General features: G+C 64.5%; 20 protein-coding genes and 1 pseudogene. 14 read left to right on the forward strand and 7 right to left on the reverse strand.

What is annotated here, in order from left to right; translation table 11 throughout:
* The first annotated feature begins 35 nt into the window (after positions 1-35).
* The 6 genes from V5E97_RS29360 to V5E97_RS29385 all read left to right on the forward strand — a co-directional run bounded on the left by V5E97_RS29360 (position 36) and on the right by V5E97_RS29385 (position 6,547).
* On the forward strand, positions 36-173 hold the full coding sequence (locus V5E97_RS29360; RefSeq protein ID WP_406695117.1) for a hypothetical protein: 138 nt from the start codon (positions 36-38) through the stop codon (positions 171-173).
* A 226-nt stretch (positions 174-399) separates the two neighbouring features.
* Complete coding sequence (locus tag V5E97_RS29365) at positions 400-819, forward strand: hypothetical protein (RefSeq protein WP_406695118.1); 420 nt, start codon at positions 400-402, stop codon at positions 817-819.
* A gap of 329 nt (positions 820-1,148) precedes the next feature.
* A complete protein-coding gene (locus V5E97_RS29370) occupies positions 1,149-1,307 on the forward strand; it encodes a lipocalin-like domain-containing protein (RefSeq protein WP_406701235.1) in 159 nt (52 codons plus the stop codon).
* Positions 1,308-1,411: 104 nt separating this feature from the next.
* Complete coding sequence (gene nhaA, locus V5E97_RS29375) at positions 1,412-3,211, forward strand: Na+/H+ antiporter NhaA (protein ID WP_406695119.1); 1,800 nt, start codon at positions 1,412-1,414, stop codon at positions 3,209-3,211.
* A 229-nt stretch (positions 3,212-3,440) separates the two neighbouring features.
* A complete protein-coding gene (locus tag V5E97_RS29380) occupies positions 3,441-4,967 on the forward strand; it encodes an HlyD family secretion protein (RefSeq protein WP_406695120.1) in 1,527 nt (508 codons plus the stop codon).
* Positions 4,964-6,547 carry a DHA2 family efflux MFS transporter permease subunit gene (locus tag V5E97_RS29385; RefSeq protein WP_406695121.1) on the forward strand — a complete coding sequence of 528 codons (1,584 nt, stop codon included), beginning with the start codon at positions 4,964-4,966 and terminating at the stop codon, positions 6,545-6,547. The genes V5E97_RS29380 and V5E97_RS29385 overlap by 4 nt, the downstream gene beginning before the upstream one ends.
* Before the next feature lie 347 nt (positions 6,548-6,894).
* Here the strand turns inward: V5E97_RS29385 and V5E97_RS29390 are convergent, their stop codons facing one another.
* The 5 genes and pseudogenes from V5E97_RS29390 to V5E97_RS29410 form a co-directional block, all read right to left on the reverse strand.
* Positions 6,895-7,683, reverse strand: coding sequence for a hypothetical protein (locus tag V5E97_RS29390; RefSeq protein WP_406695122.1), 789 nt, complete (start codon positions 7,681-7,683; stop codon positions 6,895-6,897).
* 360 nt (positions 7,684-8,043) lie between these two features.
* Positions 8,044-8,520: pseudogene (locus tag V5E97_RS29395) on the reverse strand (IS3 family transposase); the annotation flags it as partial.
* Between the two features lie 436 nt (positions 8,521-8,956).
* Positions 8,957-9,196 (reverse strand): tautomerase family protein, encoded by a 240-nt coding sequence (locus tag V5E97_RS29400; protein WP_406695123.1) that lies wholly within the window; start codon positions 9,194-9,196, stop codon positions 8,957-8,959.
* 281 nt (positions 9,197-9,477) lie between these two features.
* Complete coding sequence (locus V5E97_RS29405; RefSeq protein WP_406695124.1) at positions 9,478-11,070, reverse strand: calcium-binding protein; 1,593 nt, start codon at positions 11,068-11,070, stop codon at positions 9,478-9,480.
* 310 nt (positions 11,071-11,380) lie between these two features.
* The gene (locus V5E97_RS29410; RefSeq protein ID WP_406695125.1) at positions 11,381-11,959 is read right to left on the reverse strand and encodes a DUF3455 domain-containing protein; all 579 of its coding nucleotides are present in this window, start codon (positions 11,957-11,959) and stop codon (positions 11,381-11,383) included.
* 401 nt (positions 11,960-12,360) lie between these two features.
* On the opposite strand from V5E97_RS29410, the gene V5E97_RS29415 reads away from it, so the two are divergent.
* The 4 genes from V5E97_RS29415 to V5E97_RS29430 all read left to right on the forward strand — a co-directional run bounded on the left by V5E97_RS29415 (position 12,361) and on the right by V5E97_RS29430 (position 18,545).
* Positions 12,361-12,954 carry an RNA polymerase sigma factor gene (locus V5E97_RS29415; RefSeq protein ID WP_406695126.1) on the forward strand — a complete coding sequence of 198 codons (594 nt, stop codon included), beginning with the start codon at positions 12,361-12,363 and terminating at the stop codon, positions 12,952-12,954.
* 21 nt (positions 12,955-12,975) lie between these two features.
* Positions 12,976-15,075 carry a protein kinase domain-containing protein gene (locus V5E97_RS29420; protein ID WP_406695127.1) on the forward strand — a complete coding sequence of 700 codons (2,100 nt, stop codon included), beginning with the start codon at positions 12,976-12,978 and terminating at the stop codon, positions 15,073-15,075.
* A 517-nt stretch (positions 15,076-15,592) separates the two neighbouring features.
* Positions 15,593-16,252 carry a hypothetical protein gene (locus V5E97_RS29425; RefSeq protein WP_406695128.1) on the forward strand — a complete coding sequence of 220 codons (660 nt, stop codon included), beginning with the start codon at positions 15,593-15,595 and terminating at the stop codon, positions 16,250-16,252.
* Positions 16,253-16,703: 451 nt separating this feature from the next.
* Positions 16,704-18,545, forward strand: coding sequence for a tetratricopeptide repeat protein (locus V5E97_RS29430; RefSeq protein ID WP_406695129.1), 1,842 nt, complete (start codon positions 16,704-16,706; stop codon positions 18,543-18,545).
* A gap of 408 nt (positions 18,546-18,953) precedes the next feature.
* On the opposite strand, the gene V5E97_RS29435 is transcribed toward V5E97_RS29430, so the two are convergent.
* Together V5E97_RS29435 and V5E97_RS29440 are read right to left on the reverse strand one after the other, a co-directional pair.
* Positions 18,954-19,685: a DUF1559 family PulG-like putative transporter gene (locus V5E97_RS29435; RefSeq protein ID WP_406695130.1), complete on the reverse strand. Its 732-nt coding sequence runs from the start codon at positions 19,683-19,685 to the stop codon at positions 18,954-18,956.
* A gap of 58 nt (positions 19,686-19,743) precedes the next feature.
* Entirely contained in the window at positions 19,744-21,483 is a 1,740-nt protein-coding gene (locus V5E97_RS29440; protein WP_406695131.1) for an L-lactate permease, read from the reverse strand.
* Positions 21,484-21,818: 335 nt separating this feature from the next.
* Here V5E97_RS29440 and hpf point away from each other — a divergent pair, with 335 nt between their 5' ends.
* From hpf to ptsP, 4 genes are all read left to right on the forward strand, one after another.
* Positions 21,819-22,178: a ribosome hibernation-promoting factor, HPF/YfiA family gene (hpf, locus tag V5E97_RS29445; RefSeq protein ID WP_406695132.1), complete on the forward strand. Its 360-nt coding sequence runs from the start codon at positions 21,819-21,821 to the stop codon at positions 22,176-22,178.
* A gap of 178 nt (positions 22,179-22,356) precedes the next feature.
* A complete protein-coding gene (locus V5E97_RS29450; RefSeq protein WP_406695133.1) occupies positions 22,357-22,827 on the forward strand; it encodes a PTS sugar transporter subunit IIA in 471 nt (156 codons plus the stop codon).
* A gap of 49 nt (positions 22,828-22,876) precedes the next feature.
* On the forward strand, positions 22,877-23,380 hold the full coding sequence (locus V5E97_RS29455) for an HPr family phosphocarrier protein (protein WP_406695134.1): 504 nt from the start codon (positions 22,877-22,879) through the stop codon (positions 23,378-23,380).
* Positions 23,377-25,287 carry a phosphoenolpyruvate--protein phosphotransferase gene (gene ptsP / locus V5E97_RS29460; RefSeq protein ID WP_406695135.1) on the forward strand — a complete coding sequence of 637 codons (1,911 nt, stop codon included), beginning with the start codon at positions 23,377-23,379 and terminating at the stop codon, positions 25,285-25,287. The genes V5E97_RS29455 and ptsP overlap by 4 nt, the downstream gene beginning before the upstream one ends.
* Positions 25,288-25,448: the final 161 nt, after the last annotated feature.

Genomic DNA, 25,448 nt, shown 5'->3' on the forward strand with positions numbered 1-25,448 from the left:
GCAACCGCGACGGTTCGGGTGCGGATCAGCAGCTCATGACCACGACGCGAGGGGCCCGGCTCATCACCGTCGAAGCAGCCCTCGCCGTCAAGGTTCCGCTGCCCGACGATCGGGTCCACCCGACCGGGATGCCACCGGACGGCTCGGCGATCGGGAATGACCGCTTCGGCTGAATGACCTTCGGCGGTGAGCGTTCCATTGGGAAGAGGTGAGCACGGGCGACGCGATCGGTCGCTGCCGGTCGGCCCATCCTTGACGGTGCCGGGGTGGGGGCGTCCAATTGACGGAGCGGCTTCCATGCGACTATCTCGGTTTATGGAAATGGGTCGAGCCACTCGAACTCGCGCCGCCGGCTCGGTCGAGTCGGGGTTGAACGAGCTATTCCCAGGAGATGTCTTCATGCCACAAGTCAATCCTGACCCGCACGACAAGGGATACGTTTACCAGCCGACCCATGCGGTCACCGGCGACTTCCCGGCCGGGGTCGATGTCCAGGCCGTGCAGCGGGCACTCGTGGCCGCCGGGTTCGGAGCCGAGCAAGTGCAGATATTCCAGGGCGAGGCGGGGGCGGACCAGCTCGACCTCAAGGGGGAGCGGCACGGCGGCTGGGTCCAGTTCCGCCGCGCGCTCGAGCAACTGTTCGCCGACGAGACGATGGTCTTCGACCGGGCCGAGGAGTTGCTACGGTCAGGCGGCGTGGTGGTGGTCGCGTTCACCGGCGGCGATGCCGCCCTGAAGGACCAAGCGGTCGATGTGCTGAAATCTCACGGCGGTCAGCCAGTGCGGTACTGGGGGGAGTGGACGGTCGATCGCCCGTGAGGCGGCAGAGCGCCCGGGAAGCGCCCGGCCAAGTTCACCGGCCGGGCGGCATTTCGGTGAAAAGCGGACTTGGGAAGGCCGTCATGGCGCATCCCTGAGGAGGGGACCATGCAGTCGGGAAAACGTGTTCTGATCACGGCATCGGCCTGGCGATCGCGCGGGCCTTCGCGGCGGAAGGGGCGCAGTTGATGTGGCCCGATCGCCGCCCGTTCGCCGCGGAGGACTGGTTCGACGGGACGGCCGAGGAGTACCGTGAGGAGGCCTCGACGTAAATCGCGTACTCCGGGCTCTTCCACGTCGATGAAGAGAAGAAGACGCTGGCCCATTCCCTGTTCGTGTCGCTGTTCCCGAATTGGACCGGACAGACCCAGCCCCGCGTGGTCGTGATCGAAAGAAATAGGCTGCGTCCCAGCACGGATACGCCGATCCGGTCTGCTGGGAAGGTGGTGATGTCGCATCTCGAATGGCAGCGAGCGGACGAGAGATAGATAGAGGTCGCCCGTTGTGTTTACGAACTCGCGGAGCATGGTGGCGATAAGCACCGACACTCAGGAAGGATACGAGGGCGAACATGCTAGATTCTCCGGTCGACATGGACCGCGACCACGTTCTGGGGCCGGCCGACGCGGAGCTGACCCTGGTCGAGTACGGCAGCTATGCGTGCCCCCGTTGCCACGCGGTCCACGAGGTCATCGAGGGGTTGCGGAGCCGATTCGGCGATCAGATGCGGTACGTGTTCCGGCACTTGCCCGTCGCCGAGAGCGTGGACGCGACCCGCGCCTCCGAGTTGGCGGAGTACGCCGCCCAGAAGACCGGACGGTTCTGGGAGGTCCACGAGGCGCTGATGGAGCGTGGGCCGGCGTTTGCAGAGAGCGACTTCGGGCGGATCGCGCGGGACTTCGACCTGTCGCCGGGCGACGCGCCGCACGAGCCCGCATTCGCGGCGGCGCAGGCGCGAGTGCGCGAGGACACCGAGGGCGCGCGGCGCAGCGGCGTGCGGGCGACGCCGACCTTCTTCATCAACGGTCGCCGCTATACAGGCGCCTGGGATGAAAGCTCGCTGGCCGACGCGATGCTCGGCTCGCTCGGCCATCGCATCCAGTCCGCAGCGTTTGAGTTCGTCCGCTGGGGGCCATCGTCGGGATTGCTCCTGGGGCTGGCGACGTTACTCTCGCTGGGGCTCAGCAACTCCCCCCTCGGCCCGGCATTCGCGGCGTGGTGGGAGACGCCCCTGGGATTCCTGTGGGGAACGGGCGAATTTGCCCATTCGCTGCTGCACTGGGTCAACCACGGGCTCCTGACGATCTTCTTCTTTGTCGTCGGGCTTGAGATCAAACGCGAGTTCACCGTTGGCCACCTGGCGACCTTTCGATCGGGTGCACTTCCGGTGATCGCCGCGCTGGGAGGCATCGTCCTGCCGGCGGCCATCTATGCATCGATCGCCCCGCCGGAACTAAAGCACGGGTGGGGCATTCCCATCGGGACCGACACGGCCTTCGCGGTCGCGCTGATCGTGCTGCTCGGCGCCCGCGTCCCCGTCGAGCTGCGCGTGTTCCTGACCGCGGCGGTCATCATCGACGACATCGTGGCGATTCTGGTCATCGCGCTGTTCTACAGCGGCGAGATCCACGCGAGCTACTTGATCGCAGCCGGCGCGGCGACGGCGTTGCTGGTCGGGCTCAACCGGGCCGGGGTGTACGCCGCCCTGCCCTACGCGGCCTGCGGCGTCGCCCTCTGGTTCTTCCTGCACGAGGCCGGATTGCACGCCACGCTGGCGGGCGTGATCCTGGCCGTGCTCATCCCCGCGCTTCCGCCGGCGAACCTGAACGCGCTTTTGGCGCAGGCGGCGGCCGTGATCCACCTGGAGGACCGCCACACCGGCGAGGCGATGCGGCCCGGACCCTCCGAACCGGCCCTGCGCACGCTGGATGCGATCCACGCCCGGATCGAGTCTCCCGCCGACAAACTCCTCAGATCCGTCGAGCCGTGGTCGAGCTACGTGGTGCTGCCGGTCTTCGCCCTGGCGAACGCGGGCGTCGCCTGGTCGCCCGGTGTCCTCGAAGGGCAGGGACGACTGATCGGCGCGATCTCCCTGGGGCTGGTCCTCGGCAAGCCGATCGGGATCGTCCTGGCCGCGTGGCTCGCGGTACGCTCCGGCCTGGCCGCGAAGCCGGACGCATACTCGTGGCGCCAGTTGTGCGGTGCTGGGGCGCTCGGCGGCATCGGGTTCACGATGTCCCTGTTCATCGCGGGCGTGGCCTTTCCGGACCGGGCACATTACGCGGCCGCCAAGATCGCCATCTTCCTCGCCTCGTTGGCCGCCGGGGGAGTGGGCGTGCTGATCCTGTGGTCGAGCCCCGGAGCGGACGACGAGCGAGGTGAGGCACCATGAGTCTCGCGGGATACCACGGCGGCTGGCGATCGTGCACGCGTAGGCTCGACCTCGCCGACCTGCTCAACGAGGAAGCTCCTGGAGTCGCATGAAGGGCAGCGGATTGAAATTCGCTCGGTCGGCGTGGTCCTCTCCGGGCTACGTACGTATGTGCGGGTGAGCCGATGACGCGTATGATGGATAAGGCGGCGATCCTGCCACACCGGCCTGATCTCGGAGGCGATGTTTTTTGACCCCCGATCCCCACCCGCAGGCAACCACGGAACAGTCGCCATTCGAGACGGCCAGTCCGGCCGGGGCCGGACTGGTAGACGTCGTGACCTCAGCGGCTTCGCCGCCGCCGGTCGCGGCTGCCCCCCGTCCGGCCACGCCGACCTCGTCGCCGCGGCGTAGGGTTTGGGGGCGGGCTACCGGGTTGGCGGCCGGCCTGCTGGCTCTCGTGGCCGTCGCCTGGTGGGCGTGGCCCCGGATCGCCGAGTGGCTCAATACCGTCTCGACCGACGACGCCTACGTGGATAGCCACGTCACCATCGTCGCCCCCCGGGTGCCCGGCCAGGTCGCCCGCGTGCTGGTGGACGACAACGCCCGGGTCAAGAAGGGGGACCTCCTGGTCGAGCTGGACCGGGAGCCGTACCAGAATCAGGTCGAACTGAAGCGGTCCGGGGTCGAGGTCGCCGAGGCGGACTTGTCGGCGGCCGAGAGCCGGGTCCGAGGTGACCTTGCCTTGGCCCGCGCCCAGCGGTGGAAGCTTCAAATGGCCATCGAGGGCGTGAACAACCAGGTGGCCACCCTCCGGTCCCAGGTGGCCGCCCTCCGGAGCAAGGAGGCTTCCCGGGACCTCGCCAAAATCGAACTCGCCCGGACCGAGCAGTTGCTCCGTAAAGGCGCGTCCTCCCGCGAGGAGTTCGACCAGGGCATGAGTGCATACAAGGTGGCCGAGGCCCAGGTCCGCCAGGCCGCCGAGGACGTGCGCGTCGGCCGCGCCTCGCTCGGCCTGCCGCCCGACCCGCCCGACGGCGGGAGCCCTGCCGACGTCCCGGCCGACCTCGACCAGACGTTCTCCGGAGTCCGCCAGGCACTCGCCGACCTGATCCAGACCATCGCCCAGGTCGGACTCCCCCTGGCCACCAGCGAGGCCACACCGTCCCAGTTCCTGGCCGAGTTCCGCAAGCAGGACGACGAGGGCAACGTCGACCGGATCTTCGCCAAGCTGGTGCCCGACGCCCCGGCCGTCAAGCAGGCCCGCGCCAAGGTCGCGCAGGCCCAGCGCGACCTGGCCCTGGCCGACCTGGACCTGCGGTACTGCGACGTCCGCGCCGAGATCGACGGGGTGGTGTCCCGCAGGGCCGTCAACCCCGGCAACCACGTCGTGGCCGGCCAGCAGATGATGGCCGTCCGGTCGCTCACCGAGGTGTGGGTCGATTGCCATTTCAAGGAGACCCAGTTGGTCGACGTCCGGATCGGCCACCCGGTCGACCTCCGGGTCGACGCCTATCCGGGCCGGGTGTTCCGCGGCCGGGTGAGCGGCTTCGCGCCCGGGACCGGGGCGGCCCTCGCTGTCCTGCCCGCCGAGAATGCCACCGGGAACTTCGTCAAGGTGGTCCAGCGGCTGACCGTCCGGGTCGACCTGGCGGAGCCGAACTCGCCCGAGGCCCCGCTCGCCGCCGGCCTGTCCGTCGTGCCGGTCGTAAGGATCCGGGAGGAGCCCACCGGGCCGGACGCCGGGGCCCGGCTCCAGTCAGGTGGCGGCAGATGACACGGACTCCGACGGTCCAGGGCGTCATGGTGATCGGAAGGGGGCCGGACCGGCGGGGGCTGGCCGCCGTGCTGGCCCTGGCCGGGATGACTCTCATCGCGGTGGTCTCGGTGAGCCTGCCGGTGGCATCCACTCGTCACGTGGCCGGCGGGGTCGGGGCGGCCCGGCGCGAAGCGGTGTGGGTGGTGAACGCGTACCTGGCGGCCAGCGTCGTCGCCGCCCCCCTGGCCTCCCGCCTGGCCGATCGGGTCGGTCGCCGTCGGGCGTGCCTGGGGTGCGTCGCGGGCTTCACCATCGCCACCGCCCTGTGCGGGACGGCCACCTCCCTCGCGGGGCTGATCGCCGCGCGGCTGCTCCAGGGGCTGCTCGGCGGGATCTTGGTGCCGCTCGCCCAGGCCAGTCTGGCGGACCTCGCCCGGCCCGGGCGGCCGAGCCCCCTGGCTGGCTTCAGCATCGCCCTGCTGATCGGCCCGGCGTTCGGCCCGGCGATCGGCGGATGGCTGACCGACGCGTATTCCTGGCGCGTCATGTTCCTGGCCGGCGTCCCGGTCGGACTCTTCGCCCTGGCGGTATGCGCCCGCTGGCTGCCGGACGACGCCCCCGAACGGTCGACCCCCGGGCGGTTCGACTGGGTCGGCGCGACCCTGCTGGTCGTCGGACTGGCCTGCCTGGAAATCGTGCTGACCGAGGGGCAGGTGTGGGATTGGTTCGAGTCCCGGACCGTGGTCGTCCTGAGCGCCGGGGCGGCGGTTGCCCTCGCGGCGGTCGCGGCCCGATGCCTGTGGGGGCCCGACCCGCTCATCAGGCTCGACCTCCTGCGCGACCGCCATTTCCTCGCCTGCGTCGCCCTGGGGGCCGCGACGACCTGCGTCTACGTCGGGTCACTGAGCGTCATCTCCCGGATGGTCGTCGGGCTGATGGGCTACGCTGCGGCGAATGTCGCGGAGCTGGTCGCCCCGGCCGCCCTGACCCTGCTCGTGCTGGTCCCGGTGCTGGCGGCCGCGGCCGGGGGAGCGGGCGGTCGGCTGGTGCCCGTCGTCGGGCTGGTCACCCTGTCCGGGGGCGCCCTCTGGCTCTCGGCCGGCAACCTGCTGGTCGCGCCGAGCCAGGTGCTCTGGCCCCGCGCGGTCATCGTCGTCGGGATGACCCTGACCCTGAGCGCCGTGAACGCCGCCGCCTTGCGGGGATTCGTCCCCTCGCTGCGGGCCGACGCAGCGTCCGTGTATAACCTGTTCCGCAACCTGGGGGCGAGCGTCGGGGTGTGCCTGGTCACCGTGGCCGGCGAGCGGGGCCTCCAGGCACGCCTCAGCCGGCTGACCGAGGCCCACCTCGACGCCCTGAATCCTGCCGTGACCGAGCGGCTCCGGGAGACGGCGGCCCGGTTCCTGCCAGGACCGGCGGCCGGCGATCCGGTGACCGCGGATTTCCTCGCATTGAAGTCCTTGGATGACCTCCGACAGCAGCAGGCCCAGGGGCTGGCCTACTTCGATACCCTCCTGTTGTGCGGCGTCGCGGCGGCGGCGTTGATCCCGCTCATCTTCCTGCTCGATCGTCGCCGGGTCGCCCAGCGCCCCGGATAACCGGATTCGGCATCCGCGGTCCCGTGAGGGACGGCAACCGAGGTCGTAGGTATTCGAGGGCGGCGAGGCGATCTTGGGCCGGGCCGAGGAGGTGTGGAACTGGGAGAGTGGACGGGTCGGTGCGGCCCAAGAATCTGTGCCGACGTATGAGCGTTGCATACGGAGATGACCCTGCCGCCGTGTGCGATCGACCTCACCCCCGGCATGCTGCTCCGAAGTTTGGCAAAAGACAGAAATGAGAGGACGAGACATAATTCCAGTCCTCTCTTTGAAAATTAATGACGTCGGGACGCCTGCAAGAAAACACCACGCCTGCAATTTTGGGGGGCAGTCTATACGCTACACATTCAAAAGGGCGTATAAATCTGTTTCTTGTCAGGCTTTTTCTCAAACACATCCGTGGCGACCATAACAAGGTTTCCGTGTTGAAACCGATAGGTCTCTTCGACGTAGTCGAGCAGGATAGCTCGAGACTGCGGATAGATTCTCGGGCCCACTCGAATCGTGGCAATCCATCCACCTTCAGGCAATTGCTCGACTTCTTTAATGACGCCACGCCAGCCGGAAACGCGCCCCTGAATCTGTTGAAAGTAGGGGTCGTTCTGCAGCCAGGCAAAATGCAAGGCCCGATCAGCATAAGGTGCGTCGTGGCGTGACAAGAACTCTGCAACACGCGATTGTAGCATCTTGGAGTCTTTGTCTGCCTCATGATGCGGACGTATAAGTGTGTCGACTCGATCGGGTTGTGGGACGTCCAGCGATTTCAGCGAGGGTTGCCCAGGGTGAGGGCTCTTCGCCAGTGCCCTTGCCCTTTCAGCCTTTGCCCGACTGATACGTGCGGAATCGCGGCCTTTCGGAGCGTCCTCTGCTCCAACTTCAGCAGCAATGGAAAGCAATGCCACCGAAGCAGCAATCGCACGCCAAGCATTCCCGTTTGAATTGAGAGTCATTTTGAGGAATCCCTCAAGGCCAGGTTTGGTCAAATAGTTCAATATGTTTGAAATCAGTTGAACATTGGTTGAATGTAGTTGATTGGGTTTCGCGTCATCGGGCGGCATAAGCCGATTTATGTCTAACGTCCGGTTTTCAGGATTGCCTAAGCTTGTTTTTGTTAATGTAACGTAAAAAGCACCCATTGATTGGTATTTGATGCTACCGCAAAATCGTAATATCGGATCCCGGCCCATAGTTTGTATTTCAGTTCTGTTTGGCCAAGACCTTGCGCTACGATGCCGATATTTAAAACTTTGTTATCTGTTGTTTTTGATATCCATTGATAATGATTCGTATTTGATTGATAGGGGTCCGTTTTGGATTATTGGGGGTGATATCTGAAGTGGTCCCCAATGTCCAGACCACTCGGCCCGGTTTTCAAGTTATGCTTCGCCCCCACCCTCCCCTCTCAAGGCCCGACCGGCTCGGCACGCAATCGGTGGCCGGAACGAACGCGGGACTTCCCCCCCCGCACTCCCCTCTCAAGGCTCGACTGGCTCAGCACTATGGTAGACCTCGGCGGGCGTGCGATAGGCCAAGCTCTGGTGCAAGCGTTTGTGGTTGTAAAACACAAACCACCTTTCAAGGCCAGCTTCCAACTTTCTGACGCTGCGATATGCGTTCAAGTAAATGGAATCGTGTTTAAGAGCCCGCCGCAGCCGCTCGACGAACACGTTGTCCAACGCCCTCCCGCGTCCGTCCATGCTCACGGCGATCCCTTCCGCCTCAAGCCGCCCGGTGAAGGCCCACGCTGTGAACTACACGCCCTGGTCGGAGTTGAAGATCTCAGGGCGTCCTCCCTCCAACACCGCATCCAACGCCTCCAGGCAGAACCGACCGTCGAGCGTGTTCGACAGCCGCCAAGAGAGCACGAACCGGCTGTGCCAGTCGAGTACCGCCGCAAGGAACATGAAGCCCTGGTTGAGCGGGAGGTACGTCACGTCGGTGGACCAAACCTGATTGCGTCGCACAGCCGGCACGCAGGCAGCCCTGAGGGAGATTTGGCAACGGCCGGCCCCGTGGGAGCGGTAACGGTGAACTATGCAAGATGTCGTCCGCGTCCCAGCCGCTGGCTCTCGACGAACTCAACGGTCCGAAGAGCGGCTGGGCATTGGCGCGGTCGGTGTTGGGCGAGTCGGCTCGTCTGCGAGGATTGGATCTCGATCGGATCGGGTTGGTCGACGCGGTGCGTTGGTCGATTGATGGATTGGAATCGAGAAGAGGGGGACATCTCTGTGTTCGTGGTCCACCCGTCGCGTCGCGGCCGAGTCAAGCGGCGGGTGGTGAGACGAAGGCCAGAAGCGATACTTACGCATAAACAAGAAACGAGTTTTATTGCGTAAGTTGTTGGCGATAGAATGCTTTGAGTCTATCTTTGGGGCAGTTCCCTCCGTCCCCATTTTGTTGTCTGCTCAGTCAGGTAACGGGCCCGGTCGGCGACTCACCGGCGGCGATCGCTTTGACATCAGACGTGGTGAACGCCTTGCCTGCGATGCCCCAACTGCCGCTCTTTACCTCCTCAATGATCACGGTGGTGACCGCTCGCATGTTCTCGCCTTCGATGGTGACCATCGCGTCGGTGAGCTTGCGAATCATCTCTTCCTTCTGGGGCTCCGAGAAAACGCCCTCAATGAGCTTCACCTGGATAAGAGGCATGGTGCATACTCCTTGACTGTGTCAAATGACTCGATGTCATGCCAAACTGGGATGTGATCCAACGCTTAACTTGGATTGCCGTGGGGCCGTATGAACCTTCCAGACGGCCGTGAAACAGGGGCACGGCGCCACCGTTCACGATGGGCCGGGCGGGAGAAGATGTCGGGAACCCGGTTCTCCATGGGCTTCTCCTCGAGTATTCTCCCACAATAAGTAAGTCGTCAGGGAGGTCCAAGAAGCGTCTTTGAACGCTCTCCTGACGAGTTTGGGGCGGATCCGGCTCAATCCTGGATCAGAACGTTGTCGCCGGGGCCTCCGTCGAGGATGTCGAGGCCCGGGCCGCCGATCAGGGCGTCGTCCCCCGCGCCGCCGGCCAGCGTGTCGTTGCCCGCCCCGCCGATGAGGTCGTCGTCGCCGTCGTCGCCGTTGACCGTGAGGGCGATCGAGCCGGCGGCGAGGCCGGAGGCGTCCACCATGTCATTGCCGCCGAGGGCATTGATAATCAGCCGGTCCTTGGCGGCCTCGGTGCCCGTGATGTTGACCTGGGCGGAGAGGCCGAATAGGGAGACGCCGCTCGCATCGCCCAGGGCGGTGATCGCGTCGTCCCAGTTGGTGCCGTTGACGATCACGGAATCGGCCTGACCGTCGCTCGTGCCGCTCCCCGGCGCGACGGCCAGGTCGAGGTTGACCTGCGTGAGGTCGGTGCCGGTCGTGTCGTTGACGGTGACGGTGTCGGCACCGTCGAAGGCGTTGACGTTGATGCCTTCGACCCCGTTGAGGTCCATCGTGACGTTGCCGATGTCGCGGGTGAAGCGGACCCGGCTGCCGTTGGCCGAGAGGTTGAACTGCTCGTTGATGTTCGCGCCGTTGAAGACCAACGTGTCGTTTCCGTCCTGGCCCTCGACGGTGTCGCTGCCGTCGCCGGGGTTCCAGACGAAGGTGTCGTCGCCGGCGCCCATCCGCGCCACGTCGTTGCCTCGGCCGCCGTTGATGAGGTCGTTGCCGTCGCCGCCGATAAGCGTGTCGTTGCCGTCGCCGCCGGTCAGCGTGTCGTTCCCCGTGCCGCCGTCCTCCGTGATATGAATGAGCGAGGCAAGGCCGTTGCCGGCCGTGATCGTGTCATCGCCGCCGTTGCCGTTGACGACCAGGTTCTCGGTGGTGCCGATGTCCAGGCTGAAGGGGGCGGGGCTGACGCGATCGAAGCGGACCCGGGAGCCGTTGGCCGTGATCGTGAAGTTCTCGGCGCCGTTGCCGCCGTTGGACTCGACGGTGTCGATCCCGGCGCCGCCCTCGTTGACGTCGCTGCCGTCGCCAGGGTTCCAGATCATCCGATCGTTGCCCGCCTGGCCGAAGGCCTGGTCGGTCCCGGCGCCGCCGGTCAGCACGTCGTTGTCGGCGCCGCCGAAGAGCAGGTCATTGCCGCCCTTGCCGAGCAGGGTGTCGTTGCCCGACTCGCCGAAAAGCAGGTCATTGCCGTTGCCGCCCGTGATCGTGTCGTTGCCGGCGCCGCCGAAGATATTCGCCTTCGGCAGGTTACCGTTGGCCTCGTCCAGGGAGAGGTTGTCGTTGCCGCTCAGCCCGAAGAGCTGGATCTGAGTGGTGTTGGCGATAGTGGCCGTCCCGCCCCGGATCCTTACGGCGCCGCCGTTCACGAGGATCGTCCCGGCCGCGTTGCGGGAGACCCCGATGGTGTTGTCCGCCGCATCGCCAATCACCGTTAGCAGGCCTACGCCCTGCGCGACGGAAAACAAGGCTGTGACCGCGGGCAGGATACGGCAATCCAGCAGTTCGGGGCGGTTGAGTTCGACGAGACGAACGCGACGCGACGGCCGCGGACGACTGGTGAGAGCATTACGGAAATTACGATTCCACATGAGTCGTATATCCAAAGTTGTGAGGTGTCTGCGGAAAGCCTGAAGGCTCTATGAACGAAATCTGGGTGCGAAGCTTCGACGTCCGACCCTGCTCGAACAGCGGGTCACGTCGGCGCTCGAAGTTCCTCTCGACCCCTGGAGAAGGCCAAAGGGCGTCGCCCAAGGCCGACCGTTGTAGGGATCGCCGTCTCACGCCACGGCCGGAAAAAACCGCCCCGGCGTGTTTGAATTCCCGGGTGGAACCCGGTTCGACGCGCAGAACAGATCGTTGGGACGAGGGCCGTCGCTGCCCCCCGTCGCTCGCAAAGGGTTAGTGGTGCGCCCGGTGGTAGAAGAAATAGTCGGCGGTGTAAGGCACTCTCGCCACATCGCCTGGGAAGGCGCCGGGATGGTTGGGGGCTTTTCCGCCCACGGTGTTCAACCGCTGAATGTAGGTCACTCGGCGGAAAAGACCAGGCCCTTCGGTGGATGCCGCTCCGAGCAACAGCCAGGGAATGGCGTCGGGGTCTGGGGTGCAGTGCTCGATCACCGTGCCGACCACTTTGCTGCCGCCGACGCTCTGCCAAGTGGGACCGGCAAAGTGCATGCCGACTGCACTGTCCTCGCTGGAGTTGGCGAACAACACCGCCGCTGGTGCCACGAAGTCCCAACTCTCGCCGTTCCAGCGATAGATCTGCACGCCCACGCCGAACGCATGGAAGAAGACCTTGTTCCCCGGCCGCACCTGCAATTTTTGACAATCCCCCAGGTCCGGGGCCTGGTCATCATGGCCCGGGTCTGCCCTTGCGGGAGCGACGAGCGCGAGTAGGAGCAGAGCCAGGGCCAGCGCTGCCGGCGTCACGTTGAGATTGTTAAAGGGGAACATGTGGTGTGGTCGTGGAATTGTCATGAGTGGATTACTTTCTCTTGGGATTGTTGGGAAGATGCGGGGATTCCGTAAGCCACCACGGGGCCAGACTGGACTTGGCTTGTCACTACGCGATCGGCCTGGAAAATTCGCTGACCGCGTCCTGAGTGCGGGATCGAAACAATCGACTCCTGGATCCGACCGACTCATTTCCGTGTTCCCCGGTGGCAGCGACCCGACCCGGAAGGTCGCGGGAGTTCGATTGGCCCCCGCTCTCGGTCCAGATCGCATGCAGCGTAATGGGCTGCGATGACTTCTCGTCCGCGGTACGGTACAATGTCGGATGAGAACGACTTTTTCCGACACCACATGTGTCAATCCGGGCCAGCGTGCGGGCCGGCCAAAAAATCCGATGAATCTGCTGGCACCCGACAGGAGGGGCCATGACCGACGCCGAGTCGTTTGCTCGCCTGATGGCCCGGCTCCGCTCCGGCGAGGACGCGGCCGCGCGGGAGGTGTTCGAGCGGTTCGCCGGCCGGCTGGTTGCGCTGGCACGCGGCCGGTTCAACCGCCTGCTGGCTCGCAAGGTGGACCCCGAGGACGTGGTGCAGTCGGCCTTCAAGAGTTTTTTCGTCCGCCACCGGGAGGGGAAACTGGACGTCGGCGACTGTGGCGGGTTGTGGAACCTGCTCACCCTCATCACGCTGCGCAAATGTGCCGACCGGGCCGAGTATTTCCTGGCAGAGCGGCGCGACGCCGCAAGGGAGGCGACCGGCTCGGCCGGCGGGGACGGTCCGGACGCGTGGCTGGTGGCGCTGGACCGCGAGCCGCGGCCGGAGGAGGCCGTGATTCTGGCCGAGACCGTCCAGCTCTTGTTCCGGGACGCGAGCGCCCACGAGCGCCCCGTCCTGGAGTTAAGCCTCCAGGGCTACACGGTCTCGGAGATCAGCGTTCGGCTCGGCCGGGCCGAACGCTCGGTCCGCCGCCTGCGTGAGCACCTCCGCGAGCGCCTCGAGCGTCTGCAAGGGGAGGATTAACTTGCTGGAGGGGTTTCGCCGATGGACGACTCCGCCACTCTGCCAGGTAGAACCTGGGACGAGTTCGAGGACGTGATCCGGCGTTTCGAGGACGCCTGGCAGGGCCCGGCGCGGCCGGAGATTCTCGCGTACTTGCCGACCGGCACCGATCGCACTCGTTTGCTCACCGAGTTGGTCCACGTCGATCTCGAGTACCGGTTGCGGGCCGGCGAGTCGGCCCGGGTCGAAGAGTATCTGGCCCGCTACCCGGAATTCATCGATGACCGGGAAGTCATGCTCGAGCTGATCGCGGCCGAGCACGAGTTTCGCCGGCGCCGCGAGCCCAGCCTCGCTCTTAGCGAATTCTTACAGCGCTTTCCCGAGTACCGCGCCGAACTGCCGGGACGGATTACTCAAGCGACGATCGATGGCCGGGACGTGCGGCTCCGTCCGACGGACCAGCGGGCGGAGGCCCTGCCCGAGGTCCCCGGCTATGAGATTTTGGGGCTGCTCGGCCGCGGCGGTATGGGGGTCGTGTACCGAGCCCGACAACTCGGTCTCGGTCGCATCGTCGCGTTGAAGATGATTTTGACCGGGTTCCAGGCCGGCCCGAAGGACTTGGCCCGCTTTCGCGCGGAGGCCGCGGCGCTCGCTCGCTTACAGCATCCGAACATTGTTCAGATTTACGATGTCGGCGAGACTGGGAGCAGGCCGTACTTTGTCTTTGAGTTCGTGGCCGGCGGCAGCCTGGCCCAGTACCTCCAGAGCACGCCCCAGCCGGTGCGCCCGGCGGCCCAACTCGTCGAGACCCTGGCGCGGGCCGTCCATATCGCTCATGCCAATGGCGTGATTCACCGCGATCTCAAGCCGGCCAACATCCTCCTGAGGGACGAGCGGGCAGACGCGAGGGGTAAGTCCCGGGAGGTCGGGCCGCTCACCCCTCGCCTCGCCTCCCTCGTACCCAAGATCACCGATTTCGGCCTGGCCAAGTGCGACGGCGGCGACGGGGAGGCGCCGGGCCTTCGCGGTCACACTGTCACGGGAGACCTACTCGGCACACCCAATTACATGGCCCCCGAACAGGCGATGGTGCCCCGCCAGCCCGTGGGCCCGGCCGCGGATGTCTATGCCCTCGGGGCCATTCTCTATGAGCTCCTGACCGGCCGACCGCCGTTCACGGGGGAGACGCCCCTGGCGACTGTTCTGCAAGTGCTCAACAACGAACCTGTTCCCGTGACCAGTCTCCGGCCCGACGTGCCGCGGGATCTGGAGACCATCTGCATTAAATGTCTCCGCAAGGAACCCCGTCAACGCTACGGCAGCGCTCTGGAGTTGGCGGAGGATCTCCGCCATTTCCTTCGCGACGAACCGATCCGGGCGCGACCGGTCAGTGCGGTGGAGAAACTGGGGCGTTGGGTGCGCCGCCGCCCGGCGGCGGCGGGACTACTCGCCGCCGGCCTGCTTGCGCCCGCGGTGGCTCTGATCGCCATGTCGCTGCTGTCAGCCCGGTTGGTCCGCTCTAACGCTTTGGATAGCGCCGCGCAGCAAGCTGAGCTGCTTGAGGAAGCCACCAAGGAGTACAGCCGGAACGTTCAGCACGTGGAGAAGGCGGGCTTTACGGTCAACAAGACGGTTCCGCCCACGCCTGGTACCGTGCCTCTGAGCATCCCGGCCACTTATCTGCACGACGTCGGCCAACAGTTGGGCCTGACCGGGAGGACCGGCGTCAAGGTGCGCCAGTACAGCGATTACCCGTTCCCTTGGCGAACCGACGGCGGCCCGCGGGATGAGTTCGAACGCAAGGCGCTGCGGCGTCTGCGCCAGAGCAAGGGGCGGGAGACGGTCCATGAGTTCACCGAAGTGGGTGGGCGGCGCGTCGTCCGTTACGCTCAGGCACGCATCATGGAACGCTCCTGCGTCCAGTGCCACAGCACACACGATCAGTCGCCGCGCAAAGATTGGCGGGTAGGCGACGTGCGCGGGGTGCTGGAGATCATCCGCCCCCTGGACAAGGACGAGGCACGGGTGAGCGAGGCTCTCCGCCTGGCCCTGCTGCTGAGCGCGGTGGTGTCGGGCCTGTTGTTGGGGGGAAGTATGCTCATGGTCTGGGTCGGCCGAAGACGCACCTCGGTCGGCTCGTGAGCTCCCTGTCTTTGGGCCTTCGCGTGGGCTGGCTCGTTTGACACCGTGGTTACGGCACAGGGCTGACGGATCCGAGAGGAAAACCCAGTAACTGTCTTAGACATTGCGGGAGAAAGACAGGCATGGAAAGCATAGAGGGCAACAGATGCTAAAGCGAAAATGCAGCGAGAAAATAATCGAAATTAAATTGTGAAAGTGTGGAATGGAACAAGGTGAACTTCTGAAAAAATGCAATGTGAATTGCGAATTTGGATGCGGTAAGTAGTCATGAGGCGATTTTGTCTAGATCTCGCAGAATGATGCACGATTTGTGAATGTTTGCTTTGCCTTTGCTGCGGGTTCGAGTCCAGCCCGGACCGGCGCAAGGACGGCCCGTGTAACAGTCTCGTAACGACTTCTTGGAACGGCGGTGGCGACCGTTGCCTCGGCTGCTATGATCGAATTCGGGCTGGCCCCACTTCGGCCAGGGATGAATGCTTGGTGCGTCGGTCCGTAGCGTTGCGAAGGGGGCACGGCGATGGAGCGAAAGACTCGACGATTCGGGCTGGGAGATATGATGATCCTCATCGCCGCCCTCGGGACGGGGATGTACGGGGCCCGCGGATTGTGGCGGATGCAGGTCGAGAAGCCGGGGGCGTACTGGACGCCCATCACGCCCTCGTGGCTGATGGCGGCGGCGATGGCGGCTTCGATCGCGACGCCGCTGACGATCTCCTGCCTGGCGTTCCGGCTCCGCCGCCCCCGGCCGCCGCGACGTCGCCTCTGGCTGCAGCCCGGCACTGCTGCGATGCTGGCCTGCATGCTGCTCTTCGTGGTCAAGGGGGTCGAGGTGGCCGGGGCATTCGCCAAGCGGAATGTCAACGTGATCGCCGGCCGGGCGGCGCGCATCCGCGTGAGTGAAACCACCTACTTACTCCACATCAGCCCCTCACCTCCCCTCTTGTGGGGCGGGAGCGATCCGACTTCCAACGGGGTGATCTGGTCCTTCGATGCCGGGTGCTGGGGCGTGCAGATGGCCGCGTTCGCTGCGCCCTGCGGCTATTCCGTGGTCGCCATCTGGCTGTTGCTGGTCCTGTCGGGCCGCTGGCGCCCGGAGAAATCGTGGATCGACCGGCTGGGCCGTGTGCTGGGTGTGATCTGGATCGCCTGTGCGGTCGCGGTCTCTGTGCCGTTGTGATCGGGGCCGCGGGCCAACGAGCGACATCCGTCCCGGCCCACGACCGACTGGATGAGGCGAAGGAAAGGTGCCGCAAGGTGGAGTACCGCGCACGCTCGCTCCCCCAGGGAGAGACCTGGCCAGGTACCTTCGAGCCGGTAAGACGGAGTATCTTGAGTGCCTGGCTTGTGTCTTCCGTCCGTACTTGGGTCTGAATGCGGTACGATGACAATTTGACGAGTTTTCCTGACTTGTCGAACTCGCTGGTATCGCTCGTGATTGAGATGAATCACGATCTTTGGAATTGCTTGTCTCTGCATTCGCAAATTGGTTCGCACAACGCTTCGACGAGCCTCGAAGAAAAGGCTAGCGGCTGACTGGCTCAACACGGGCTGTTCGTGTTGGCAGGTCAATGGTCCGCGAGTGGGAGGAGTAGAGTCTCCCGTTTCGAGCCTATTCAAGGGAGGCGGCGATGCGTCGCTTTCGATTTTCGATCGTTGCACTCAGTGCATTACTGGCGGTGGCTCTGACTGGCGCTCCGGTCTTCGCCCGTGGCGGTGGCGGTGGAGGACATGGAGGCGGTGGCGGTCACGGTGGTGGATTCGGTGGTGGCGGGTTCCGCGGCGGTGGTGGATTCGGAGGTGGCGGGTTCCGCGGCGGTGGTGGATTCGGAGGTGGTGGGTACCGCGGTGGTGGTGGATTCGGAGGTGGTGGGTACCGCGGTGGTGGATTCGGAGGTGGCGGGTTCCGCGCCCCCTCATTTAGCGCACCAAGGTCCTTCAGCACACCTAGATCCTTCAACGCACCTAGGTCCTTCAGCACTCCAAGGTCTTTCAACTCGCCAAGGTCCTTCAGCGCACCCATGGGGGGAGTTCGTGGTGGCAACGTCCTGCGAACTCCCGCAACAGGCGCATCGCGGATGCAAAACCTCGCCGGGGCTCGCGGTTTCCAACCCGGCCGCGGCTCCGTCGGGGCACGTGCTCCGATCAATAATTTTGGCAACCGGGCCGGAATGGGCAATTTCCGAAGCTTCGGTAAGCCGGGCTTCGCGGGCGTCAATCGCGTCAGCAGTTTCCATAACGTGAACCGGGCCAACATCAACGTGAACCGGACCAACATCAATGTGAACCGGTCTCGTTTTCACAATTTCGGCGGCCGGGGATTTGGACGATTCGGTCGAGGGTTTGGCTTCGGATGGGGCTTTTTCCCGTTCTGGTGGGGCGGATGGGGGTTCCCGTTCGGATACTGGCCCTGGTATGGGCTGGGCGGATTTGGATATGGGTATGGTGGATACGGGAATTGGGGCTATCCGTACGGTGATGGCCTTGGCGGCTATGGATGCGGGCCGTCGAGCTGGATCTACGGCGGAAGTCTCTATGGGTATGGCTACTCGCCGTACTCGAACCCTTACTACGATTCGTTGACGGGGGTCGCGCTCGACCCTTACGACTATTCGTTGCCGATCAGTACCGGGAGCGCGCCACCGGAGGACCAAGTCGCCGACGAAGCGCTCGCGCTCTTCGACTCGGCTCGCAACTCGTTCAAGGAGGGCAACGTCGCGCAAGCCCTGCAACAGGCAGACGCCGCGTTGATCAAGAGTCCCAACGACACATCCTTGCATGAGTTCCGTGCACTCTGCCTGTTTGCGTTGGGACGCTATGACGATTCTGCGACCACTTTGTACGCCGTCCTCTCGGTGGGTCCCGGTTGGGACTGGCCGACGCTGATCGGTCTCTATCCCAACATCAACGTTTACACGACGCAGCAGCGGGCCCTGGAGGCCTATTGCAACGCCAACCCGCAATCGTCTCCGGCCCGGTTCGTGCTGGCTTACCACTACCTGACCCAGGGACATTTCGACGCCGCGGCGAGTATGTTCAAGCAGGTGGTCGCGCTGAAGCCGAGCGACACCCTCTCGGCGAAGTTGCTCGAAGAACTCGAGTCCGCCAAGAAGAACGCTCCAGCGGGCACGGGGGCCGCGCTGCCGCCGTCGGCTCCCGATTCGGCCGTGGCCATGAATACCACTGTCCCTGACGGGGCAACGATCAGTGGCGCCTGGACCACGCAGCCGAGCCCCGATACTTCGGTCGCCCTGACGATCCAGGCCGACGGGGCGTTCAACTGGCAGGTCGTCCAGAAGGGCCAGACACGCCAGTTCGCGGGCCACTCGACGTTCGGAAGCGGCATCCTGACGCTGGTCCCGGACAAGGGAATGCCCATCGTCGGTCGTGTGGGCTGGACCGACTCCACCCACATCACCTTCCGCGTCATTGGTGACCCCTCCGATGCCCCGGGGCTGAGCTTCTCGAAGTGAGCCGAATCTCGAAGCGCTTCACTAAGAGTCTGTCTCAGAAGGTGAATCCCACGGGAGCTTTTGAATGATCTGCTGGGTGCCATGCGGTTCCGTACTCGGAACCCATGCGGGAATGCCTTGGCCTGGCGCGCACGGGTTCCGAGTACGGAACCCGTGGCACCCAAACGGCCTTCAATTTTCGGTTTCCCTGAACTTACGAGACAGACTCTAAAAAAAGCAGAACAGCCTGCCGGTCGTCTGTCCGTGCTCCGTCTGGAGTCGCTCGGGCGACCATCAAGAATCTTTCAAGTCATTATCTATTTCCAGCAACGGCAGAAGCGTCGCAACTCCGGGCCGATGACGTCCTGCCCTTCTGGTCCCACCCTTTTCGGTGCCTGGCCACCGTAAGTCCTGCTCGCAAGAAGCCTTTCAATGCTTGGAGTACTCCCAGTTTTTGGGATCAATTTGCTCTCCTCCGTTGATCGTCAACAACGACCTGAGCGTTTCGCGAGGGAGGTTTTTGCGGACCCGGCGGACCTGAAAATCGGCGAACAGGGCGTTGATGTGCAGCGCGTGGTTACTGCTGAGCCCCGCGGCGAGGAGGTCATCGAGGGCAAGGTCCTTCGGCTCCATCCAGTGGATGCCCGAATGGGCGATTTCCAGGACGAGGATCGTGCTTGCCGGGTCGTCCGTGATCTCGCTGAGCTTCCGGCCTGTGCGGTCCGGCCAGGCCGTCTCGGGGCCGACGACGGCGACATAGCTGGTGGATTTGGTCCTCCGGCCATCGCCGCTCGGGCACCAAAAGAAGAAGCCACCGAGGGAGTCATAGGCACGCGACGCGGCATTGTTGGGGTGATCCCAGGGCACGGTGAGGTCGCAGAGGGCGTTGACTGGGTGTTCCGCCCAGGCGGAGGACAGGAAAGATAACCGCCAGCTATGGGTCGGGGTTCCTGCGTTGTCGGTGACGAACGCGGAGGGGAGATGGCCGTTTGCCTCGACATAGTTGTGAAGAGCGAAGCCGTACTGGAACAACTGACCCTTGCAACTCGATTCGCGGGCCGCCTCACGGCCTTGATTGATGAGCGACATCAGCGCCATCGGTAGGGCCAGGACGGCAACGAACGCCATCATCCTCCGTACCGAGAGCTGTATTTTGGGCATGACCATGGCCGGTTCCTCAACAGGCGAGACTGACGAATCCGGCGTCTGGGAATCTTCCTCAGTGGCTGGGCACGGCGGGCATGGCGACGACCCAGGGGGTGACGTGGGCGTAGAACCAGACGATGCCGCCGACGATCAGCGCTAGTGCCACGCTATGCCAGAGGACTGCGCGGAGCAACTCGCCTTCGCGGCCCCCTTCGCCGGTCGCCGCGGCCGCCACGACGATCGACTGCGCATCGATCATCTTGCCCATGACTCCGCCCGTCGTGTTGGCCGCGGCCATCAGGATCGGGTCGAGCCCAAGCTTCTTGGCCGTGATCTTCTGAAGGTTGCCGAAGAGGACGTTACTCGACGTGTCGGAGCCGGTCAGGGCGACTCCGAGCCAGCCCAGCATGGTGCCGAACACCGGGTAGAGCCAGGGGCCGGTTCTGGTGAAGGCGAGGCCGAGCACGGCGTCCATTCCCGAATATTTGGTGACGAACCCGAGCGCGAGCATGCAGAAGATCGCGGCGATCGCCGGAACCATGCGGGCCACTGTCTTGGCCAGTGTTATCGCCATCGTCGCCGGTCCGACCCCCAGCAGAAGGCCGCTCAAGATGGCCGCGAGGAAGACCGCGGTGCCGGTCGAAGAGATCGGGACGAGATCGACCGTGGCCTTCTCGTAGTCCTTCGCGGTGGGATGGGGGTGGCCGGTCACGGCTTCTCCCTTGGCGATCTTCTCATGGAGACCGATCATCGCCGGCTTCCACGAAGTGCGGGCGTCCAGCCAGTCCTTGACGGCGGGCGTTCCCAGGGATGAGATCGCGGGGATTCCCCAAATGAGCACCGTCAGCGAGAGCAGGCCGAAGGGCATCCAGGCCCGTGCGACCCGGCCCGCGGTCAACGGCTGGTGAGTCGGGTCGTGGGGACGGACTTCCTTGTCCGACTCTTCCTCGTGCGAGAACCGCCACTCGTCCTTGGGTCTCCAGAACTGGAGGAGGACCACGCCGGCCACCAGGCTGCCGACGGCCGAGACCAGGTCGACCAGCTCGAAGCCGACGAAGTTGGACCAGGCGAACTGGATTCCGGCGAACGTGCCACCGATCACGAGCAGAGCCGGCCAGACGGCGAACGTCTGCCGCCACCCGGTCATCGTCCGGACGAGCCAGAATGGGATGATCAGGGAGAGAAAGGGAAGAATCCGGCCGGCGGTGGCGCTCAGGGCTTCGACGTCGAGCTCGGTCACTTTGCTGAGCGTCAGAATCGGTGTGCCAATCGCCCCCCACGCCACCGGCGCCGTGTTGGCAATCAAGCAGAGCAAGGCCGCCTGAAATGGCTGGAACCCCAGGCCCACGAGAAATGCAGCCGAGATTGCCACGGGGGCCCCGAACCCGGCGGCTCCTTCAATAAAGGCTCCGAAGGAGAAGGCGACCAGTACGGCCTGAAGCCGTCGATCTCCGGAGAGTCGCGCAATCGACGCCTTCATCACGTCGAACTGTCCGGTCGCCACCGCGATGTCGTACAAGAAGACGGCCGCCACAATCAGCCAAACGATCCGGAACAGGGCGAAGATCACTCCGACCCCCACGCTGGCCAGAATCATTTGTGGTGGCATGCCGAAGACCGTCGCCGCTACCGCGGAGGCCGTGAGCAGTCCACAGAGCGCCGCTTGCCACGCCCCCATTTTTCCCGATGCCAGAAGCCCGAGGAGGACGAGAACCGGAAGTGCGGCCATGAGGGTCGAGAGAGGCCAGTTTCCGAGGGGGTCATAGACTTGCGTCCACACGGCGAGGTCGCTCCTGTCCTGGTCCTTTGGCATGCGTCGGCCGGAGGGACAAAACCGTCCCGCCGCGTCGAGACTCCCCAAAATCCGCCCGGCGGAACCGCAATTCCGACGATCAAAAACCACGTGAGCGGGCTTCGGGAAGGTGTTGATGCAAGGCTCAAACGATACGGCATGGTCGAAGGCCGCGGAAGGCCCTGGAAACACAACCCCGAGTTCCCGTTTTGGTTCTTCGGCGCGAGTCCGATCGCCAAACCCGGCCAACAACCTCCCGGAGAACCCTTGACCGGGATGGTCGCTGAGGGTTACTCTTTGGACACGCCCGTAACATCGTTTCGGGCAGGCGGGGTGACTTGGTAAGGAGCGGACGGGTGCAAATCGAGATATCGACCCGCCATGGCGGCTTGGTGCCGGAAACTCAGACGCACATCCACGATAAAGCCGAAAAGTTGCTCAAATACTTTGGTCGGCTGATGGCGATCGAAGTCGAGGTCGAGCACCTTAAGCATTCTTGGCAAGTGGAAATCTTTGTTTCTGCCGAGCACAAGCACGACTTCGTTGCACGCGAAGAAGGGCCGACGCCTGAATCCGCAATGGACCAGTGCGTTCACAAGATCGAACAGCAACTTCGGCGGTACAAGGAAAAACTGACGCACCACAAGGGTGATGTCTCACTGAGTGAGATCGCTCCTGTCGCGGAAGAGCTTCCTGAGTCCCCCGAGCCGGCGTGACCCGATCGCATGAGTTTCGACTGCGCCTAGATACTCCCTACGCCAAGGTTTGCGAGCGTCCAGACGTCCGGGTTGTCTCTCCGTCGGATCGACCGACCGAGGCGTCCTGTCCGACGATTGCGAGTTCCGACGCAAGGCGATAGGTTGGTAGGCCGGTGGCACGTCGATGGAGGGCTGGATGAAGTTATCGGATTTCGTGGTGAGCGAGGCGATCCTCGTCGATCTTCAGGCGACCGGTAAGGAAGAGGCGATCCGAGAGATCGTGGGGAGCCTGGCCAAAGCGGGTCGGCTCGCCGAGGGGGACCTTGAAAGCGTCTCCCGCGCGATTCTTGGTCGTGAAGAACTCGGTTCAACCGGAATCGGTCAAGGGGTTGCTGTTCCCCACACCCGGCACCCAACCGTCAACCGCCTGATCGGGACCGTTGCCCTCTCGCGACGCGGTGTCGACTTCGCGGCCCTGGACGGCGAACCGGTCGACATTCTCTTTCTCTTGATTTCCCCTCCGAACCAACCCGGTGACCACCTCCGGGCCTTGGAGAATATCTCGCGTCACTTGAAGGACGAACGCTTCGTCAGTTTCCTCAGGCAGGCCAAGACGCGTGAGAACGTCATCGACCTGCTCGAAGAAGCCGACCAAGGGACGCCTTGAGCGAAGGTCGCCTCGGCCGAACCGGCAGGGGCACGGCGGATCTGCCGGGTTGTCTGTCACCGCGAAGCCCCACGGGGCTGAGCCCCCTCTGACCGACCCGGTGGATCGCACGTTCTTCGGCGTCTCCCCCACTCCGCAACTTGGGGGATCAATGGAAACCAGTCGAGATACACGGCCCGAGACCGTCGGTGGTCAGCACTCCAGTCCGTGGTCTCTTGTGCCCAGGCCGATCGAGCCGCCGATGAGCCACGATTCGCCCGTCGTCCGCCGCCAAGTCGAGATCGTCAACGCTCTTGGCTTGCATATGCGGCCCGCCGACAAATTCGTCAAGCTGGCACTCCAGTTTAAGGCGGAGGTTCGCGTAATTTATAACGGTAACGAATTCAACGGGAAGAGCATCCTCGACTTGACGTCGTTGGCCGCCGAATTCGGCACCCGGCTCGAGGTGGAAGCTCGCGGCTCCGATGCCGAAGAAGCCGTTGAGGCGTTGTCCGCGTTGGTCTTGGCGAAGTTTCACGAGAGTGACGAGGGAGCCCAGGAGCCTGCCCCATGAAGGCCCGGGATCCGCGGCCCAAACGGACGCCTAACGGGCGAGGCCCCACCGGCCACCGCGGCCCTCGTGTCGAACCGCCTTGCCATCCCGACGAATGGGGCAGTGTGGCCCGGCCCCCGGTCAAGCTGTTGACCATGCAAACCCTTCGCGGAGTGGCTGTGAGTCCAGGCGTCGCGATTGGACCACCGCTGGTGGTCGATCCGCGCGGTCAGCGTCTGCCGCATCGTGCGATCCTTGCGGAAGTCGTTGTGTCTGAACTCGAACGACTCGAACGTGGACTCGACGCCGCGCAAGGTGATGCCGAGACGGCCGAGGCCGAAGCACGCCAGCGACTTGGTCCCCAGTACGCCGACATTCTGGCCGCCCATGCCCGGATGATCTCGGACCCGTCGCTTCGCCGCGACGCGCGTGCGCGAATCGAGCGTGAGCGGATCTCCGCCGAGCACGCGGTCAGCGATGTGCTCGACGTGTACGTCTCTCGGCTCGAAAGCATGACCGATTCGCACCTGGCCGCCCGGGCCGCCGACGTTCGCGATATCCAGCACCGAATTCTCGCTCAGCTCTCGGGTCAGCGGCGGTCGACGCCCATGGATGAGGTCGCCGTCCCTTCGGTGATTCTCGCCCACGATCTTTCGCCCAGCGAGACGGCGGGGCTCGACCCGACGCGGGTGCTCGGCTTTGCCACCGAGGCGGGGGGACGCGCCAGTCACACCGCCATCGTGGCCGAGGCCCTGGAAATCCCCGCGGTGGTCGGCTTGGGACGCTTTCTCGAACTGGCCCGCGAGTGCCGGATGATCATCATTGACGGGGACGAAGGGCTGGTTGTTCTCGACCCCGATCTGGCTACCCAGGAACGCTATCGCCGCGACGCGGCCGCGCGGGCCGCTCGATTCGAGGGTTTGGCGGGGCTGGCCAAACTGCCCGCCGAAACCATCGACGGGACCCGTGTCGGACTCTGGGGCAATATTGAGTTCCCGGGCGAAGTGGCCGCCTGCATGGAACGAGGCGCGGTCGGCGTCGGACTCTACCGGACCGAGTTTCTCTACCTCAACAGCGAACGAGCGCCGACGGAACAAGAGCAGTTTGAAGCCTATGCGGCCGTCGTGAAATCCTTGAAAGGGCGTCCGGTTACGATCCGAACCCTCGACCTCGGAGCCGACAAGCTCGTTTCCTACCAGAACGTCGGGTACGCCGATGCGAACCCGGTGCTGGGACTGCGGAGCTTGCGGCTTTCGTTGCGAGAACTGGATTTGTTTCGGACCCAGCTTCGCGCGATCCTTCGGGCCAGCGCCTTGGGCGATGTTCGTGTTATGTTTCCGCTGGTCTCGACGCTTGGCGAACTCCGCCGAGCCCGTGCCATCCTGAGCGAGGTCGCGGCCGAATTGATCGCCGAGGGCGTCTCGATCCGGCGCGACCTGCCGGTTGGTGTCATGATTGAGGTGCCTGCCGCCGCCGTGATGGCCGATCAAATGGCAAAGGAGGTGGACTTCTTCTCGATAGGGACCAATGACCTGATCCAATACACCTTGGCCGTGGACCGAACGAACGAAACTGTGGCCGATCTCTACAGCGCCGCCGACCCGGCCGTGCTTCGCTTGATCGCCATGGTCGTCGACGCCGCCAGGGCCCGTGGGATCGAGGTCAGCATCTGCGGGACGATGGGGGGCGAGCCGCTCTATACCATGTTGCTGCTCGGGTTGGGCGTTCACCAGCTCAGCATGCCGCCGCATCAGTTGCCAGAGATCAAGCGAGTGATCCGCGGGGTCAGTATCGCAGAGGCGCGGGCGATTGCTGCCGAAGCGCTCCATTTAGAGACCTCGCAGGCCGTCGTCGCTCTTCTCGACAGTGCCTTACGCCATGCCTTGCCCGACACCCCGGCCTCCTCAGCTCAGGACCGAGCCGGTTAGCCCCGGCAGGCCCGATCAAACCGAACCATGGCAGCCTCGGCTCGGAGTCGACGCCGCCCGCGATCACGACCCAACCGATTGGAACCTCTTGACCGCCCTCCGGTCGTGCTGATTTCGAGAGTCCAACGAGCCCTCGCGGGCCTCAAGAGACCTACCGAACG

This window comes from Singulisphaera photorubra, assembly GCF_045290345.1.
Classification (GTDB): Bacteria; Planctomycetota; Planctomycetia; order Isosphaerales; family Isosphaeraceae; genus Singulisphaera.

Bases quoted from the DNA above. Each gene is read 5' to 3' on its own strand.
- V5E97_RS29440 (WP_406695131.1), bottom strand. From the start codon at position 21,483: ATGCCAAAGGACCAGGACAGGAGCGACCTCGCCGTGTGGACGCAAGTC.
- V5E97_RS29365 (WP_406695118.1), top strand. From the start codon at position 400: ATGCCACAAGTCAATCCTGACCCGCACGACAAGGGATACGTTTACCAG.
- V5E97_RS29415 (WP_406695126.1), top strand. From the start codon at position 12,361: ATGACCGACGCCGAGTCGTTTGCTCGCCTGATGGCCCGGCTCCGCTCC.
- nhaA (WP_406695119.1), top strand. From the start codon at position 1,412: ATGGACCGCGACCACGTTCTGGGGCCGGCCGACGCGGAGCTGACCCTG.
- V5E97_RS29420 (WP_406695127.1), top strand. From the start codon at position 12,976: ATGGACGACTCCGCCACTCTGCCAGGTAGAACCTGGGACGAGTTCGAG.
- V5E97_RS29385 (WP_406695121.1), top strand. From the start codon at position 4,964: ATGACACGGACTCCGACGGTCCAGGGCGTCATGGTGATCGGAAGGGGG.
- V5E97_RS29430 (WP_406695129.1), top strand. From the start codon at position 16,704: ATGCGTCGCTTTCGATTTTCGATCGTTGCACTCAGTGCATTACTGGCG.
- ptsP (WP_406695135.1), top strand. From the start codon at position 23,377: ATGAAGGCCCGGGATCCGCGGCCCAAACGGACGCCTAACGGGCGAGGC.
- V5E97_RS29450 (WP_406695133.1), top strand. From the start codon at position 22,357: ATGAAGTTATCGGATTTCGTGGTGAGCGAGGCGATCCTCGTCGATCTT.
- V5E97_RS29435 (WP_406695130.1), bottom strand. From the start codon at position 19,685: ATGCCCAAAATACAGCTCTCGGTACGGAGGATGATGGCGTTCGTTGCC.
- V5E97_RS29360 (WP_406695117.1), top strand. From the start codon at position 36: ATGACCACGACGCGAGGGGCCCGGCTCATCACCGTCGAAGCAGCCCTC.
- V5E97_RS29390 (WP_406695122.1), bottom strand. From the start codon at position 7,683: ATGGGTGCTTTTTACGTTACATTAACAAAAACAAGCTTAGGCAATCCT.
- V5E97_RS29405 (WP_406695124.1), bottom strand. From the start codon at position 11,070: ATGTGGAATCGTAATTTCCGTAATGCTCTCACCAGTCGTCCGCGGCCG.
- V5E97_RS29410 (WP_406695125.1), bottom strand. From the start codon at position 11,959: ATGACAATTCCACGACCACACCACATGTTCCCCTTTAACAATCTCAAC.
- V5E97_RS29400 (WP_406695123.1), bottom strand. From the start codon at position 9,196: ATGCCTCTTATCCAGGTGAAGCTCATTGAGGGCGTTTTCTCGGAGCCC.
- V5E97_RS29425 (WP_406695128.1), top strand. From the start codon at position 15,593: ATGGAGCGAAAGACTCGACGATTCGGGCTGGGAGATATGATGATCCTC.